This window comes from Micromonospora sp. NPDC048040 (assembly GCF_055587185.1).
Window position 1 is genome coordinate 145,689 of sequence record NZ_JBVJGT010000013.1, and the last position, 16,211, is coordinate 161,899.

At 74.5% G+C, this 16,211-nt stretch carries 15 protein-coding genes; 11 read left to right on the forward strand and 4 right to left on the reverse strand.

The genetic code is table 11. The features are described from left to right. Positions 1 to 93 precede the first annotated feature (93 nt). On the forward strand, positions 94 to 1,770 hold the full coding sequence (locus tag ACZ6O2_RS16095) for a hypothetical protein (RefSeq protein WP_466023348.1): 1,677 nt from the start codon (positions 94 to 96) through the stop codon (positions 1,768 to 1,770). 16 nt (positions 1,771 to 1,786) lie between these two features. Here the strand turns inward: ACZ6O2_RS16095 and ACZ6O2_RS16100 are convergent, their stop codons facing one another. From ACZ6O2_RS16100 to ACZ6O2_RS16110, 3 genes are read right to left on the reverse strand one after another with little or no spacing between them, the layout of a single operon-like run. Further along, positions 1,787 to 2,974, reverse strand: a complete 1,188-nt coding sequence (locus ACZ6O2_RS16100; RefSeq protein ID WP_466023349.1) for an NADH-quinone oxidoreductase subunit D — start codon at positions 2,972 to 2,974, stop codon at positions 1,787 to 1,789. Further along, on the reverse strand, positions 2,971 to 4,218 hold the full coding sequence (locus tag ACZ6O2_RS16105; protein ID WP_466023350.1) for an SAM-dependent methyltransferase: 1,248 nt from the start codon (positions 4,216 to 4,218) through the stop codon (positions 2,971 to 2,973). The genes ACZ6O2_RS16100 and ACZ6O2_RS16105 overlap by 4 nt, the downstream gene beginning before the upstream one ends. Positions 4,219 to 4,222: 4 nt before the next feature. Beyond that, positions 4,223 to 4,534 carry a hypothetical protein gene (locus ACZ6O2_RS16110; protein WP_466023351.1) on the reverse strand — a complete coding sequence of 104 codons (312 nt, stop codon included), beginning with the start codon at positions 4,532 to 4,534 and terminating at the stop codon, positions 4,223 to 4,225. 153 nt (positions 4,535 to 4,687) lie between these two features. Between ACZ6O2_RS16110 and ACZ6O2_RS16115 the strand changes: the two genes are divergently transcribed. From ACZ6O2_RS16115 to ACZ6O2_RS16145, 7 genes are all read left to right on the forward strand, one after another. Continuing rightward, the gene (locus ACZ6O2_RS16115; protein WP_466023352.1) at positions 4,688 to 5,665 is read left to right on the forward strand and encodes a Rossmann-like and DUF2520 domain-containing protein; all 978 of its coding nucleotides are present in this window, start codon (positions 4,688 to 4,690) and stop codon (positions 5,663 to 5,665) included. 29 nt (positions 5,666 to 5,694) lie between these two features. Then, a complete protein-coding gene (gene panC / locus ACZ6O2_RS16120; protein ID WP_350709408.1) occupies positions 5,695 to 6,543 on the forward strand; it encodes a pantoate--beta-alanine ligase in 849 nt (282 codons plus the stop codon). 34 nt (positions 6,544 to 6,577) lie between these two features. Beyond that, complete coding sequence (panD, locus tag ACZ6O2_RS16125) at positions 6,578 to 7,000, forward strand: aspartate 1-decarboxylase (protein WP_466023353.1); 423 nt, start codon at positions 6,578 to 6,580, stop codon at positions 6,998 to 7,000. Positions 7,001 to 7,167: 167 nt separating this feature from the next. After that, complete coding sequence (locus ACZ6O2_RS16130) at positions 7,168 to 8,061, forward strand: septum formation family protein (protein WP_466023354.1); 894 nt, start codon at positions 7,168 to 7,170, stop codon at positions 8,059 to 8,061. 89 nt (positions 8,062 to 8,150) lie between these two features. Then, positions 8,151 to 9,845: an L-aspartate oxidase gene (locus tag ACZ6O2_RS16135; RefSeq protein WP_466023355.1), complete on the forward strand. Its 1,695-nt coding sequence runs from the start codon at positions 8,151 to 8,153 to the stop codon at positions 9,843 to 9,845. After that, positions 9,842 to 10,738 (forward strand): carboxylating nicotinate-nucleotide diphosphorylase, encoded by an 897-nt coding sequence (gene nadC, locus ACZ6O2_RS16140; RefSeq protein WP_350709400.1) that lies wholly within the window; start codon positions 9,842 to 9,844, stop codon positions 10,736 to 10,738. The genes ACZ6O2_RS16135 and nadC overlap by 4 nt, the downstream gene beginning before the upstream one ends. Before the next feature lie 32 nt (positions 10,739 to 10,770). Further along, entirely contained in the window at positions 10,771 to 11,529 is a 759-nt protein-coding gene (locus tag ACZ6O2_RS16145; protein ID WP_350709398.1) for a type III pantothenate kinase, read from the forward strand. A gap of 53 nt (positions 11,530 to 11,582) precedes the next feature. Here the strand turns inward: ACZ6O2_RS16145 and ACZ6O2_RS16150 are convergent, their stop codons facing one another. Next, positions 11,583 to 12,323, reverse strand: coding sequence for a class I SAM-dependent methyltransferase (locus ACZ6O2_RS16150; protein WP_466023356.1), 741 nt, complete (start codon positions 12,321 to 12,323; stop codon positions 11,583 to 11,585). Between the two features lie 91 nt (positions 12,324 to 12,414). Here ACZ6O2_RS16150 and lysS point away from each other — a divergent pair, with 91 nt between their 5' ends. From lysS to ACZ6O2_RS16165, 3 genes are all read left to right on the forward strand, one after another. After that, entirely contained in the window at positions 12,415 to 13,923 is a 1,509-nt protein-coding gene (gene lysS, locus ACZ6O2_RS16155) for a lysine--tRNA ligase (protein WP_466023357.1), read from the forward strand. A 110-nt stretch (positions 13,924 to 14,033) separates the two neighbouring features. Then, positions 14,034 to 14,384 (forward strand): histone-like nucleoid-structuring protein Lsr2, encoded by a 351-nt coding sequence (locus ACZ6O2_RS16160; RefSeq protein ID WP_342672168.1) that lies wholly within the window; start codon positions 14,034 to 14,036, stop codon positions 14,382 to 14,384. A 460-nt stretch (positions 14,385 to 14,844) separates the two neighbouring features. Continuing rightward, a partial coding sequence (locus ACZ6O2_RS16165; RefSeq protein WP_466023362.1) for a Clp protease N-terminal domain-containing protein occupies positions 14,845 to 16,211 on the forward strand: 1,367 nt, incomplete at its 3' end.

Below are 16,211 nucleotides of genomic sequence, written 5' to 3' on the forward strand. Positions count from 1 at the left end.
CCCCGTGCCGCCGGCTACCGGCTGCGCCGTCCCGTCCCGCCGGGCCTCTCCAGCCGTTTCCAGCCGGGGGAACTCTCGGTAGGCTGCGGACCCATGCCAGCCCCGGTCGCCCCCGCCGACAAGCGCAATCCACCGCTGCTCACCGTGCTCTTCTGGATCGGCGTCGCGCTGGCGCCGGTGGCGGCGCTGATCCTGCTCGTCGCCGACGGCAACGGTCCGCTGCGGTTCGCCGCCGTGCTCGCCATCCTGGCCGTGGTCCTGATCGGCCTGTCGATCGCGTTGCGCGCCGACGGCGCCGGCCCGGCCCGCACCGAGGAGCTGTTGGACGAGATGGAGCAGCTCCGCCACGAGCTGCGCGGGGAGATCGTGGCGGCCGCCCAGCGCGGCAACCAGGCGCTCGACCAGGCCCAGCGGGCCCAGGAGGCGGTCGCCGCGCTGCGCCGGCGGCTGGACGCCAGCAGCGCCGCGCTGGCCGGAGTCGACGACCAGGCGGATCCCGGCCGGGGCCCGGGATCCGCCGACGACGGGTTCTCCGGCCGGGGGCGGGCACCGGGCCAGGACGATCCGGCGCCCCGCTGGGGACGCGCCGACCGGGACGACGAGGAGCCCGGCCGCCGGCCCCAGCCGGGCCCGCGCGTCGAGCGGCCGGCGGCCCAGGCCGGGGCGTACGGCGGGGACCGGCCCACCGGGGGCTCGGCCGGCGGGTACGGCGGTGACCGGCCCGCCACCACCGGGTCCGCCGGGGTGTACGGCGGGGACCGACCCGCCGGCGGAGCGGCCGGGGTGTACGGGGCGGCCCGGCCGGCGGAGCCCGAGAGCCAGCCCGCCGCGCGCCCGCTCGGGGTGGTGCGGCACACCGAGACCGTCCACGTCACCACCCGGCACACCATCGTGGACGGTGGCGCGTCCGTGCCCGGCGACCCGGGCACCCGGTACGGCGGCGGGTACGCGGGACGGTGGTCGCCGGCACCGGAGGAGCGGCCGTGGTCCGGCGAGTCGGACGACCGGCCCCGGGCCGGCCACGGCGACCCGGAGGACCGGTCCCGGCGCGACGACGACCGTTCCCGGCGGAACGACGACCGGTCGTGGGCGACGGCCGGCGTGCGCCGGGACGACGACCGGTCGCGGTCGCGCGACGGGGGCGAGTGGTCCGGGCAGGGGACCGACCGCGAGTGGCCGGGCCGACGGGACGAACGCGGGCAGCGGCAGGAGCGCGGGCAGCACTGGGACGACCGGGGCTGGGACGGCACGGGCGGGCCGGCGGCCTGGGCCGTGCCGGCCGAGCAGCCGGGGCGGGGCCGGCCGCACCAGCCCGACGAGGCGGGGCCGGAGAGCGGTGAGTACTGGTCGGAGCTGCGCGCCGGTGACCGGTGGGCGGCCGTGCGGGACGACGACCGGGGCCGGGAACTGCGGGTCGGGGAGCGGCGCGCCGAGGTGCACGCGGACGCCACCGGCACCGAGTACCGGGTCTCGGACCGCTGGGCGACGGTCCGCCGGGACGAGCCGCATCGGGAACGGGCGGACGACGGATGGCGGGGCGGCTGGACGGAGCCGGGGGACGCGCCGGCGCTGCCGGCCGGCGGGGTGCCGGTGCCCGAGGAGTGGCGCCCGCCCCGCCAGCGCGGGCACCAGCCCGAGGCGCACCGCGCCCGTCAGCCGGAGCCCGAGCCGGAGCGGTACGGCCGACGGCAGGAGGAGCGCTACGGCTACCCGCCGCAGGACGACGCCCCCCGCGCGGGCGGCTCGCGTTCCGCCGACCGCTGGCGCTGACCGGCGGCCGCGCGGGTCACTTGTCGATGTCGCCGACCACGAAGAACATCGAGCCGAGGATGGCGATCAGGTCCGGCACCAGGCAGCCGGGGAGCAGGGTGGCCAGCGCCTGCACGTTCGCGTACGAAGCGGTGCGCAGCTTGAGCCGCCACGGCGTCTTCTCGCCTCGGGAGACCAGGTAGTAGCCGTTGATGCCGAGCGGGTTCTCGGTCCACGCGTAGGTGTGCCCCTCCGGCGCCTTGAGCACCTTCGGCAGCCGGGTGTTGACCGGCCCGGTGAGCCGGTCCACCCGGTCCAGGCACTGCTCGGCGAGGTCGAGCGAGGCGTACACCTGGTCGAGCAGCACCTCGAAGCGGGCGTGGCAGTCCCCGGCGGTCTTCGTCACCACCGGCACGTCCAGCTGGTCGTAGGCCAGGTAGGGCTCGTCGCGGCGCAGGTCGAGGTCGAGGCCGGAGGCCCGGGCGACCGGCCCGGACGCGCCGAACGCGGCGGCGTCCGCCGCGGTGAGCACGCCGACGCCGACCGTGCGGGCCAGGAAGATCTCGTTGCGCCGGATCAGGTTGTCCAGGTCCGGCATGCGTCCGCGGACCTCCGCGACGGCGGCCCGCGCCCGGCCGGTCCAGCCGGACGGCACCTCCTCCTTGAGGCCGCCCACCCGGTTGAACATGTAGTGGATCCGGCCGCCGGAGACCTCCTCCATCACGGCCTGGATCGTCTCCCGCTCGCGGAACGCGTAGAACATCGGCGTGATCGCGCCGATCTCCAGCGGGTAGGAGCCGAGGAACATCAGGTGGTTGAGCACCCGGTTCAGCTCCGCGAGGGCCATCCGCAGCCAGGTGGCCCGTTCCGGCACCTCCATGCCCATCAGCCGCTCCACGGCGAGCACCACGCCCAGCTCGTTGGAGAAGGCCGAGAGCCAGTCGTGCCGGTTGGCCAGCACGATGATCTGCCGGTAGTCGCGGACCTCGAAGAGCTTCTCCGCGCCCCGGTGCATGTAGCCGACGATCGGCTCGCAGGCCACCACGCGCTCGCCGTCGAGCACCAGCCTCAGCCGGAGCACGCCGTGCGTGGAGGGGTGCTGCGGCCCGATGTTGAGCACCATGTCGGTGCCGAGCTGCTCCCCGCCGGTGCCCGCCACCAGGCCCGCTCCGGTGCCGACGGTCAGCTCGCGGAGGTCGCCGGCGTCCGTGGTCATGTCCGTCATCGTGCCATGAACCGCTCGGGGTCGACGCCGACCGGTTGCCGCAGCCACCAGTGCCCGCCCAGCCCGGCCGGGTCGGTCAGCTCCGCCACGGCCGAGGCGGCGGCGAGCGCCCGCACGTACGCGACCGGGTCGCTGGCGGCCAGGCTCAGCGCCGGTCGCCCGCCGTCGGCCCCGAGCGCCCGCAGCGCCGCCCGCTGCGACACCAGGTCGTACGCGCACCGGGCGACCCGCCCACCGGCGGAGGCGACGGAGTCGACGGCGACGTGTGCGGTGACGTCGCTGGTCCCGTCGGGCACCGGCGGCACCTGCCGCCCGCCCCGGTACCCGGTCAGGCTCCCGTCGACCGGTCGGTCGTCCCTGAGGTGCCCGTAGTCCACGGCCAACGCCAGCCCCCGGTCGAGCTTTCCCACCGCCTCGGCCCAGGCGTCGTCGCGGGTCCGGCCGATCTCTGCTCGCACGCCGGTGGGGGGTTCCGGGCGGCCCGACCCGCTCCGGGCGGTCAGGCTTGAGCCCTCCGCGGGTCGGGCCGCCCGGAACCCTGACCCGGTCGGGCCGATCCCGTCCGCGCCGGCCCCCGGCGCCGGCCACCACCGGGCCAGCCAGTCGGCGTCGGCGGGGTTTACCGGGTTACCCACGGTCTCCGCTCCGCTGGCCGGGTCGACCAGCAGGTAGCGCCAGCCGTCGGCGGTGTGCACCGCCACGTCGAGCGGCACGTTGTCCAGCCACTCGGTGGCCACCAGCAGCCCGGTGATCCCGTCGGGGATCTCGTCCAGCCAGTCGATCCCGTCCGGCAGGTCGGCCGGTCGGGGCGCCTTCTCGACGGCGGTGAGGCGTACCCGTCGAGCGAGCGCAACCGGCGCGGACGGGGCGGGACCGGCGGGCGACGGGCCGGACGGGAGCGAGGGCCGGGCGGCGGCCGAGGGAGTCGGGGTTGCCGGGGAGCCCGCCCGCGGAGGGATCAAGCCTGACCGCCCGGAGCGGGCGGGCTCCCCGGCAACCCCCAGGGCGGCGGAGAGCGCGCGCAGCAACTCACCCCGACCCGCTCCCACGTCGACGACGGAGAGGACAGCGGGGTGGCCGAGGGCGGCGTCGACCTGCTCGACGAGCCGCAGCAGCGCGGCGGCGAAGGCGGGGGACGCGTGCACACTGGTGCGGAAGTGGTCGGCCGGGCCGGAGCCGGCGACGAAGAACCCGCCCGGCCCGTAGAGCGCCCGGTCCATGGCGTCCCGCCAGCGGACCAGCATCAGCTCATCCCTCGTCCCGCAGGGGCGACCAGATCTCCAGCACGGGGTCGGACGGTCGGAGCGCGTCGAGGTCGGGGGCCGCCCGCCCGGCGCGGGCGGAGATGACGGCCACCGCCTCCCGGAACCCGTCGACCGTCTCGCCGACCTCCATGAACTCGCCCGACACATGGGTGACCTCGAAGTACAGGAACCGGTGCTCCGCGGGGGGCAGCGCGGCGACCGAGACGTGTTGGATCTCGGCCCAGGGCCAGCCGAAGCTGTGCCGGTCGTCCTCCGTCCGGATGCCGACCTCGTCCACCACGACCCGCTCCGTCACAGGCGGCACTGTAGCCGCAGCCGGCCGCCCACGCCGCCGGGAACGCCCCCGCGCACCGCCCGGTGAAGGTTTTCACAGACCCTGTTTCGGCTCCGTCGCGGCGGCGCATACTTGCGATCGACCGGTACCCCCTCCGAGGACTGGATCGTTGCCATGAGCGCACCGCTGCGCCCGCAGGCGGCCACCCCGCCTACGGCCGCCGTACCGTCGGGCGGCGCCACATCCGGCGCCCCGCTCTCCTTCCCGCGCACGCTCACCGTCGGCGTCGTCGGCGCCGGCCGGGTCGGCGCGGCGCTGGGCGCCGCGCTCGTCGCCGCCGGCCACCGGGTGGCCGCCGCCTCCGGCGGCTCCGGCGCCTCGCAGGCCCGGCTGGCGCTGCTGCTGCCCCGGGTGCCCCGCCGCTCCGCCGCCGCCGTGGCCCGCGCGGCCACCGACCTGCTGCTGCTCGCCGTGCCGGACGACGCGCTCGCCGGGGTCGTCGCCGACCTGGCCGACAGCGGCGCGCTGCGTCCCGGCCAGGTCGTGGCGCACGTCTCCGGCGCGCACGGGTTGGCCGTGCTCGCCCCCGCCGCCGCGGCGGGTGCCCGGCCGCTCGCCCTGCACCCCGCCATGACCTTCACCGGTACGCCGGACGACCTCGCCCGGCTGGCCGGCATCTCGTACGGCGTGACGGCCCCGGCGGAGCTGCGCCCCCTGGCGGCCCGGCTGGTCGCCGACCTCGGTGGCGTGCCGGAGTGGGTCGGCGAGGCCGACCGGCCGCTCTACCACGCGGCGCTGGCGCACGGCGCCAACCACCTGGTGACCCTGGTCAACGAGGCGGCCGACCGGCTGCGCGACGCCGGGGTGGCCCAGCCGGAGAAGGTGCTCGCCCCGCTGCTGCGGGCCGCCCTGGAGAACGCGTTGCGCCTCGGCGACGACGCGCTGACCGGGCCGGTGTCCCGGGGCGACGCCGGCACGGTCGAGCGGCACCTGGCCCGGCTCGCCGCCACCGCACCCGAGTCGGTCGCGCCCTACCTGGCCCTGGCCCGGCGTACGGCCGACCGGGCCATCGCCGCCGGCCGGCTCCGCCCGGTCGACGCGGAGTCGCTGCTCGGCGTGCTGGCCGGGACCCGGCGGGAGGTCGCCGCGTGAACGGGCCGACGATGGACGGAGGGGACCGCGTGACGGAGTTGGTGCACACCCGCGCCGAGCTGGCTGCGGCGCGGGACGGGCTCAAGGGCACCGTCGGCGTCGTGATGACCATGGGCGCCCTGCACTCCGGGCACGAGACGCTGCTGCGGGCGGCCCGGGAGCGGGCCGACCACGTGCTCGTCACGATCTTCGTCAACCCGCTCCAGTTCGGGCCGAACGAGGACTTCGACCGTTACCCGCGCACCCTCGACGCCGACCTGGAGATCTGTCGGCGGGCGGGCGCCGACGTGGTGTTCGCCCCGTCGGTGGCGGACATGTACCCGGACGGCCAGCCCCGCGTCCGGGTCGACCCGGGTCCGCTCGGCGAGGACCTGGAGGGGCAGAGCCGCCCCGGGTTCTTCCACGGGGTGCTGACGGTGGTGTTGAAGCTGCTTCAGCTCACCCGCCCCGACCTGGCGTTCTTCGGGGAGAAGGACTACCAGCAGCTCACCCTGGTGCGGCGGATGGCCCGGGATCTCGACGTGCCGGTCGAGGTGGTCGGCGTGCCCACCGTGCGGGAGCCCGACGGGCTCGCCCTGTCCAGCCGCAACCGCTACCTCTCCCCGGCCGAGCGGGAGACCGCGTTGAGCCTGTCGGCGGCGCTGCGGGCCGGTGCCGAGGCCGCCGACGCGGGCGGTGACGCGGGGGCCGTGCTCGCCGCCGCGCACGCCGCCTTCGGCGCCGGTACGCCCGGCGCGCGGCTCGACTACCTGGTGCTCACCGACCCGGACCTGGAGCCGGGGCCGGTGTCCGGTCCGGCACGGCTGCTCGTCGCCGCCTGGGTCGGCGGCACCCGGCTGATCGACAACGCGGCGATCCGGCTCGCCCCCCGTTCCTGAATCCGGCCCCCACCACTTCCCGAAAGGCATCCCGATGCTGCGCACCATGCTCAAGTCGAAGATCCACCGGGCCACGGTGACCCAGGCCGACCTGCACTACGTCGGTTCGGTCACCATCGACGAGGACCTGCTCGACGCCGCCGACCTGCTCCCGGGCGAGCAGGTGGCGATCGTGGACATCACCAACGGGGCCCGGTTGGAGACGTACGTGATCCCGGGCGAGCGGGGCAGCGGCGTGATCGGCATCAACGGTGCCGCCGCCCACCTGGTGCACCCGGGCGACCTGGTCATCCTCATCTCGTACGGGCAGATGGACGACGCCGAGTCCCGGGCCTTTCGGCCGAGGGTCGTGCACGTCGACGCCGACAACCGGATCGTCGAGCTGAACACGGATCCCACCACCGCCGCCCCCGGCACCGCCGGCGCCCCCGTCCCCAACCCCTACGCCGCCGTCTGACCCGCCCCGCTCGCCTTCTGCCGCCACAAGTCCCGTTTGTCGGGGCGGTGACCGCGGGTGCGCGGCGTACGGGGTGAATGGGAGCGCGAGCGCGGTCTGTCACCGGAGGGCGGCGGTGGGTAGTCTGGGTGCCCGTCGAAGAGACGCGGTGGCTGGGGGAGGCCGCGATGCGCCGTTCGATGACCACCCTGCTCGCCGCCGTGAGCGCGGTAGTACTCCTGGTCGGCTGCGCCGGCTCCGCCGGGCTGGACGGTGACCTGGCCGACGACTGGGCGGCCCTGCCCGCGCCCGGCCCGTTCACCCCGGCCGCCGGCGTCTGCCAGGCCGCCGACTTCACCGACGTGGTGACCCTGGCGGCGTACGCGCCGGTGGACTGCGCCGCGCCGCACCGGGTCGAGACCGTGCACGTGGGCGCCTTCCCGGCCGAGCGGGCCACCCCGCCACCGGGCGGCTCGGCCGAGCTGCGGGGCGCGTTCGCCGACTGCGACGCGCGCGTCACCGGGCACGTCGGCGACGACTGGCGGGCCGGGCGGCTCCGGCTGGCCGTGGCCCTGCCGTCCGGGCCCGGCTGGGCGGCCGGCTCCCGCTGGTACCGGTGCGACCTGACCGAGGTGAGCACCGTCGAGGCCGCCGCCACGGTGGTCACCCGCTCCGGCAGCCTGCGGGACGCGCTGCGCGGGCCGTCGCCGCTGCGGCTCGGTTGCGAGCAGACCCGGGCCGGCGGCGGGGCGGTGCGGACGCTGCTCCCCGTCGACTGCGCCACCCGGCACGACGCCGAGTTCGTCGGGGTGTGGCGGGCGCCGGACCGCCCGTACCCGACCCGGCCCGCCGACTGGGCCCCGCTCTACGCCGGCTGCCGCTCTGTGCTGGGCCGCTACGTGGGGGTGCCCGACGACGCGGACCTGCGCTTCCGCAGCGGGGTGGTGGTGCGACCGCCGGGGGCGGGGCGCTGGCGCGTCGGCGACCGCGGCGTCCGCTGCTACCTGTGGCTCGACGACCGTACGGTGACCGGCTCCCTGAGGGGCGCGGGCCCGGCCGCCCTGCCGGTCCGGACGAGGTAGGCACCCTCCCGGCCACCGGACGCGATGGTCCAAACCACTCGTCCCGCCCCCGCCGCCCCCCGCGAGGGCCCTTCGGGTTGACTGTGGGCATGGACCTTCCGACCGTGGACCTGCCGGCGCTGCCCCGACTGCTGGCCGCCCCCGCGCCCGGCTGGGTGGAGACCACCGACGTGATCGTGGTCGGCTCCGGGGTGGCGGGGCTCACCGCCGCGCTGCACCTGCGGGAGGCGGGCCTGCACGTCACCGTGGTCACGAAGGTCAACATCGACGAGGGTTCGACCCGCTGGGCGCAGGGCGGCATCGCCGCCGTGCTCGACCCGCACGACACCCCGGCCGCGCACGCCTCCGACACGGAGATCGCCGGCGTCGGGCTCTGCGACCCGGCGGCGGTGCGGGTGCTGGTCGAGGAGGGCCCGACCCGGTTGCGCGAGCTGATGCGGATCGGGGCGGAGTTCGACCGCAACCCGGACGGCTCGCTGATGCTCACCCGCGAGGGCGGGCACCGGGCGGATCGGATCGTGCACGCCGGCGGCGACGCCACCGGGGCCGAGGTCCAGCGGGCCCTGCACGCCGCCGTCCGCCGCGACCCGTGGATCCGGCTGGTCGAGCACGCCCTGGTGCTGGACCTGCTGCGCGCGCCCGGCGACGGCCCGGGCGGGCTCGGCGCGGCCTGCGGCATCACCCTGCACGTGCTCGGCGAGGGCAGCGAGGACGGGGTGGGCGCCATCCTGGCCCGGGCGGTCGTCCTGGCCACCGGCGGGATGGGCCAGATCTACGCGGCCACCACCAACCCGGCCGTGTCGACCGGGGACGGGGTGGCGCTGGCGATGCGCGCCGGCGCGGCGGTCACCGACGTGGAGTTCGTCCAGTTCCATCCGACCGCGCTGATCACCCCGGCCGGCGCTGGCGTGCCGGGCGCCGGGCACGCCCAGCAGCCGCTCGTCTCCGAGGCCCTGCGCGGCGAGGGCGCCCACCTGGTCGACGGCGACGGCAAGCGGTTCATGGTCGGGCAGCACGAGCTGGCCGAGCTGGCGCCCCGGGACGTGGTGGCCAAGGGCATCCACCGGGTGCTGCTGGCCACCGGCGCGGACCACGTCTTCCTCGACGCCCGGCACCTGGGCGGCGACTTCCTGGCCCGGCGCTTCCCGACCATCGTCGCGTCCTGCCTGGCCATCGGGGTCGACCCGGCGGCCGACCTGATCCCGGTGGCCCCGGCCGCCCACTACGCCTCCGGCGGCGTCCGCACCGACCTGCGCGGCCGCACCTCCATCCCCGGCCTGTACGCCTGCGGCGAGGTCGCCTGCACGGGCGTGCACGGCGCGAACCGGCTGGCCAGCAACTCCCTGCTGGAGGGGCTGGTGTTCTCCCGGCGGATCGCCGAGGACGTCGCCGTCGGGCTGCCGGAGCAGGCCCAGCCGGCGTCGACCGGCGCCTGGGTCGGCGGCGAGGGCTGGGTGGTGCCGGCCGAGGCGACGCCGACCCTGCAACGGGCGATGACCCGGGGCGCGGGCGTGCTCCGCTCGGCGCAGACCCTCGCGGGGACCGCCGACGCGCTGACCGGGCTCGGCGGGGGCCGGGGCCGGCCGCGGACGGCCGACTGGGAGGCGACGAACCTGATCACCGTGGCGTCGGCGCTGGTCGCCGCCGCGTACGCCCGCCGGGAGACCCGGGGCTGCCACTGGCGGGAGGACTTCCCGACGGCCGACGAGCGGTGGCTCGGCCACCTCGTCGGCGCGGTCGGGGCGCAGGGCCGGTTGACGTCTCAGTGGGAGGGGATTCGATGACGGAGTCGACGGAGCGGGCGTTGCGGGACGCCGGCCTGGACCCGGCGCAGGTGCGGCGGGTGGTCGGGAACGCGCTGGCCGAGGACCTGGGGCCCGACTTCCTCGACGTCACGAGCGTCGCTACCATCCCCGCGGGGCAGACCGACACGGCCGACCTGGTGGCCCGCGCCGACGGCGTGGTGGCCGGGCTGGCCGTGGCGGCGGCCGTGTTCGAGCTGGTCGGCGAGGTGACCGGCGCCGGCCGTACGGTCGAGGTGTCGCTGGTGGCCCACGACGGCGCGCGGGTGGCGCGCGGCGACGTGCTGGCCACGGTGACCGGCCCGACCCGGCTGCTGCTCACCGCCGAGCGGACGGCGCTGAACCTGCTCTGCCGGATGTCCGGGGTGGCCACCCACACCCGGGCCTGGGCGGACGCGCTGGCCGGCACCAAGGCGATGGTGCTGGACACCCGCAAGACCACCCCGGGCCTGCGTGTCCTGGAGAAGTACGCGGTCCGCGCCGGCGGCGGCACGAACAAGCGGATGGGCCTGCACGACGTCGCCATGATCAAGGACAACCACAAGCTGGCGGCGGGCGGCATCACGGCGGCCTTCCGCCGGGTCCGGGAGACCTTCCCGGACGTGCCGGTGCAGGTCGAGGTGGACACGCTCGCCGAGGCGGTGGAGGCCGTCGAGGCCGGAGCGGAATTCCTGCTGCTGGACAACATGACCCCGGAGATGCTCACCGAGGTGGTTGCCGCCGTGGGGGACCGGGCGGAGCTGGAGGCGACCGGCGGGCTGACCCTCGACGTCGCGGCGCGCTACGCGGCGACCGGCGTCGACTTCCTGTCGGTCGGGGCACTGACCCACTCCTCGCCGATCCTCGACATCGCCATGGACCTGCGCACCGAGTGAACCGGCGGCAGGCCGTTGTCTAGGCTGCGATCGTGCTGCTCTGCATCGACATCGGAAACACCAACACCGTGCTGGCGACCTTCGACGGCGACAAGCTGGTGCACTCCTGGCGGATCAAGACCGATGCGCGGTCGACGGCGGACGAGCTGGGCCTGAAGTTCCGGGGCCTGCTCGCCGGGGACGCCGTCGAGATCACCGGCGTGGCGGCCTGCTCCACCGTGCCGGCCGCGCTGCGCTCGCTGCGCACCATGCTGTCCCGCTACTACGCCGACCTGCCGAGCGTGATCGTCGAGCCCGGGGTGCGCACCGGTGTGCAGCTCGCCATCGACAACCCGAAGGAGGTGGGCGCCGACCGGGTGGTGAACACCCTGGCCGCGTACACCCTCTACGGCGGGCCGTCGATCGTGGTGGACTTCGGCACCACGACCAACTTCGACGTGATCAGCGACCGGGGCGAGTTCCTCGGCGGCGCCTTCGCGCCGGGCATCGAGATCTCCTTCGACGCGCTCGCCGCCCGAGCCGCCCAGCTACGCAAGGTGGAGGCCACCCGGCCCCGCTCGGTGATCGGCAAGAACACCGTCGAGTGCCTCCAGTCCGGCCTCTACTTCGGCTTCGCCGGTCAGGTCGACCGGATCGTCGAGCGGATGACCGAGGAGCTGGGCGAGGTGCGGGCCGTCATCGCCACCGGCGGGCTCGCCGGCCTGGTGATCAACGAGTGCCGCACGATCACCCACCACGAGCCGATGATCACCCTGATCGGCCTGCGGATGGTCTACGACCGCAACGTCTGACCCCGCCGGCCCCGGTCCCGGGCCGCCGCCGGGGCCGGGCGCCGCCGCCGGCCTCAGCGCCGCCGGGCGCGGCAGACGAGCGCGCGGTACGGCAGGTCGAAGCGCTCCCGCCCGGCCAGGTCGGGGTGGGTGTCCAGCAGGTCGCGCAGTTCCCGGTCGAGGTCCCGCCGCCGTTCCGGGTCGGCCGTCAGGTAGTACGAGCGGGTCCGGACCATGCCGACCAGCTCGTCCGGGGTGAGCGTGGTGCGGTGCGCGAAAACGGCCTGCTCGGCCGGCGCGAACGCCGGCCCGAAGTCGCCGACGCGGCTGGCCAGGTCGTCGGCGCTGCCGCCCATCCGGGCGATCTTCGTCAGCTCCGCCACCCAGCCGGTCCGCTCGTCCCGCAGGTTCCAGATCGGCGCGAAAACGCCGCCGGGCCGGAGCAGCCGGGCGATCTCGGCGTGCGCCCGCTCCCGGTCGAACCAGTGGTACGCCTGCCCCGCCAGCACCACGTCGGCCGCGCCGTCCGGCAGCGGCACCGACTCGGCGCTGCCCGCCACGGCCGTGGTGCCCGGGGTGACGGCGTCCAGGCGGGCCCGCATCCCGGGGTCCGGCTCGACGGGCACCACCTCGTGTCCGAGGGCGAGCACCCCGCGGGTGAGGATGCCGGTCCCGGCGCCCAGCTCGACGACGCGGGCGGGCGCGTCCAGCCCGTCGAGCGCCCAGCGCACCGCCTCGTCGGGATAGCGGGGCCGGAACCGGTCGTATTCGCCCGCCGCCGCACCGAACGACAGGGCGTGAGTGGGGTCGGTCATGGCGGGCAGGTTATCCCGTAACGCCTCCCTGGCGCCTTGAGTACGCTCGGGGCCTGACCCCGCCCGAAATCTCCTTCTGAGGAAGCGTGCCGTGACCGAGCAGACTCCCGTGCCAGTCGATCCCGCCGACGACCTTCCCGAGCAGATGAAGGTCCGCCGGGAGAAGCGGGACCGGATGCTCGCCGAGGGCGTCGAGCCGTACCCGGTCGGATTCCCCCGGACCAGCACGCTGGCCGAGATCCGCGAGAGGTACGCCGAGCTGCCCACCGACACCGCCACCGGCGACCGTGCCTCGGTCACCGGCCGGGTGATCTTCGTACGCAACACCGGCAAGCTCTGCTTCGCCACCCTCAGGGACGGCGACGGCACCGAGTTGCAGGCGATGCTCTCGCTGGACCGGGTCGGCGCCGAGCGGCTGGACGACTGGAAGCGCCTCGTCGACCTCGGCGACCACGTCGGGGTGACCGGCGAGGTGATCACCAGCCGCCGGGGCGAGCTGTCCGTGTTGGCCGACGAGTGGGCGGTCACGGCGAAGGCGTTGCGCCCGCTGCCGGTGGCGCACAAGCCGCTGAGCGAGGAGGCGCGGGTCCGGCAGCGCTACGTCGACCTGATCGTCCGGCCGCAGGCGCGCCAGATGGTACGCACCCGGGCCGCGACCGTCCGCAGCCTGCGCGACTCGCTGCACGACCGGGACTTCATCGAGGTGGAGACCCCGATGCTGCAGTTGCTGCACGGCGGCGCGGCGGCCCGGCCATTCGTGACCCACAGCAATGCGCTGAGCACCGATCTGTATCTGCGAATCGCGCCGGAACTGTTTCTCAAGCGGGCCGTCGTCGGCGGCGTCGACCGGGTCTTCGAGATCAACCGCAACTTCCGTAATGAGGGCATCGACTCCTCGCACTCCCCGGAGTTCGCGATGCTCGAGGCATACCAGGCGTACGGCGACTACGACACGATGGCGGAGCTGACCCGCAATCTCGTGCAGCAGGCGGCGATCGCGGTCGCCGGCTCGACCGTGGTCACCCACGCCGACGGCCGGGAGTTCGATCTGGGCGGGGAGTGGCGCTCGGTGACCCTCTTCGGGGTGCTTTCCGAGGCGCTCGGCGAGGAGGTCACGGTACGCACCGAGCACGCCCGCCTCGTCGAGTACGCCGACAAGGTCGGATTGGCGGTCGACCCGAAGTGGGGGCCGGGCAAGCTCGCCGAGGAACTGTTCGAGGAACTGGTCGTCCCCGGCCTCCAGGCACCCACCTTCGTCCGCGACTACCCGGAGGAGACCAGCCCGCTCACCCGGGCGCACCGCAGCGAGCCGGGACTGGCCGAGAAGTGGGACCTCTACGTGCTCGGGTTCGAGCTGGGGACGGCGTACTCGGAGCTGGTGGACCCGGTGGTGCAGCGGGAGCGGCTGCTGGCCCAGGCGCAGCTCGCGGCCCGCGGCGACGACGAGGCGATGCGGCTGGACGAGGACTTCCTCCGGGCGATGGAGTACGGAATGCCGCCGGCCGGGGGTATGGGAATGGGAATCGACCGGCTCTTGATGGCGCTGACGGGCCTGGGAATTCGGGAAACCATCCTCTTCCCCCTGGTGCGGCCGGAGTAGTCGCGTACTCGCACCGGGTCGTTACCGCATCCTATTGACGCGACAAGCGTCGCACGGGTTATTGTGCTCTCAAGTTTGCAGGAGCACCCTGCTCGAAAGGAATGTGGGACGTGGCCAAGCAGATCATTCATAAGCTGGTCGATGACCTGGACGGCGGGGACGCTGACGAGACCGTCAAGTTCGCGCTCGACGGCGTTCAGTACGAGATCGACCTGTCGAGCTCGAACGCCGAGAAATTGCGTGACGTATTCGCTCCCTACATCGCCCACGGCACCAAGGTGGGCCGGGGCGGTGTCGTCGTGGGCGGCCGGGCCGCGCGCGGCCGGGGCGGCGCCACCGCCGACCGGGAGCAGAACAAGGCGATCCGGGCCTGGGCCAAGAAGGCCGGCAAGGACATCTCCGACCGGGGCCGGATCCCGCAGGAGATCGTCGACGAGTACCACTCCAAGGCCGGTCACTGACCCGACCGCCGACGGGCGACAGACGCCGGGCCGGAGCACGACTCCGGGCCGGCGTCGCCGTATCCGCCCACGGGTGCGCCCGGGCCGGGAAGAATTCCGCCCCGACGGAGGTTGTCCACAGCCGGTGGAGAATTTGTCCACAGCCTGTGGACGACTCCCCGGCGGCCCGGGTTCGGGGCCGCGTCGGCGCCGGCACCGGCCTGCGGACGCGGTCCGGGCGGTGGCCGAATTTCGCTCTGCGCGTACAGGCGGGGGTCGCGGAACACCCCCTGAGCGCGGACGGTTGAGTAAAACGACGCGTACGCGGCCTCCGGCGGGGACACACGACCTCAGCGGAGTCGGTCTGCGGCGATAGAGTAAGTAGGCACGGACGCCCGTCCCGGACGTCCGCGCACCGGCCCCGCCACGACTTCTTGACCATCAAGATCGAGTGCGCACGGCACGTGAGGAGCACGAGGGCATGTTCGAGCGGTTCACCGACCGAGCGCGACGGGTTGTCGTCCTGGCCCAGGAAGAGGCCCGGATGCTCAACCACAACTACATCGGTACGGAGCACATCCTGCTGGGTCTGATCCATGAGGGTGAGGGCGTGGCTGCCAAGGCTCTGGAGAGTCTTGGTATCTCCCTGGAGGGTGTGCGTCAGCAGGTCGAGGAGATCATCGGCCAGGGCCAGCAGGCGCCGAGCGGGCACATCCCGTTCACGCCGCGGGCCAAGAAGGTGTTGGAGCTGTCGCTGCGTGAGGCGCTGCAGCTCGGGCACAACTACATCGGCACGGAGCACATCCTGCTGGGCCTGATCCGTGAGGGTGAGGGCGTCGCCGCCCAGGTCCTGGTGAAGCTGGGTGCGGACCTGAACCGGGTCCGTCAGCAGGTGATCCAGCTTCTCTCGGGTTACCAGGGCAAGGAGCCGGCCGCGGCGGGCGCCGCGCCGGGTGAGGCCGCGCCGTCGACCAGCCTCGTGCTGGACCAGTTCGGTCGGAACCTGACCCAGGCCGCCCGTGAGGGCAAGCTGGACCCGGTGATCGGGCGGGAGAAGGAAATCGAGCGGGTCATGCAGGTGCTGTCCCGCCGCACGAAGAACAACCCGGTTCTGATCGGTGAGCCCGGCGTCGGTAAGACCGCCGTGGTGGAGGGTCTGTCCCAGAAGATCATCAAGGGTGAGGTGCCGGAGACGCTGAAGGACAAGCAGCTCTACACCCTCGACCTGGGTGCTCTGGTGGCTGGTTCTCGTTACCGGGGTGACTTCGAGGAGCGCCTGAAGAAGGTGCTCAAGGAGATCCGCACGCGCGGCGACATCATCCTGTTCATCGACGAGATCCACACCCTCGTCGGCGCCGGCGCCGCGGAAGGCGCGATCGACGCCGCGAGCATCCTGAAGCCGATGCTGGCGCGTGGTGAGCTGCAGACGATCGGCGCGACCACCCTCGACGAGTACCGTAAGCATCTGGAGAAGGACGCCGCGTTGGAGCGTCGTTTCCAGCCGATCCAGGTGGGTGAGCCGTCGCTGGCGCACACCATCGAGATCCTCAAGGGTCTGCGGGACCGTTACGAGGCGCACCACCGCGTCTCGATCACCGACGCCGCTCTGGTGGCGGCGGCGACGCTGGCCGACCGGTACATCTCTGACCGGTTCCTGCCGGACAAGGCGATCGACCTGATCGACGAGGCGGGTGCGCGGATGCGGATCCGTCGGATGACCGCGCCGCCGGACCTGCGGGACTTCGACGAGCGCATCGCGCAGGTGCGCCGCGACAAGGAGTCCGCGATCGACGCGCAGGACTTCGAGCGGGCCGCGCAGCTGCGCGACAAGGAGAAGCAGCTGCTGGG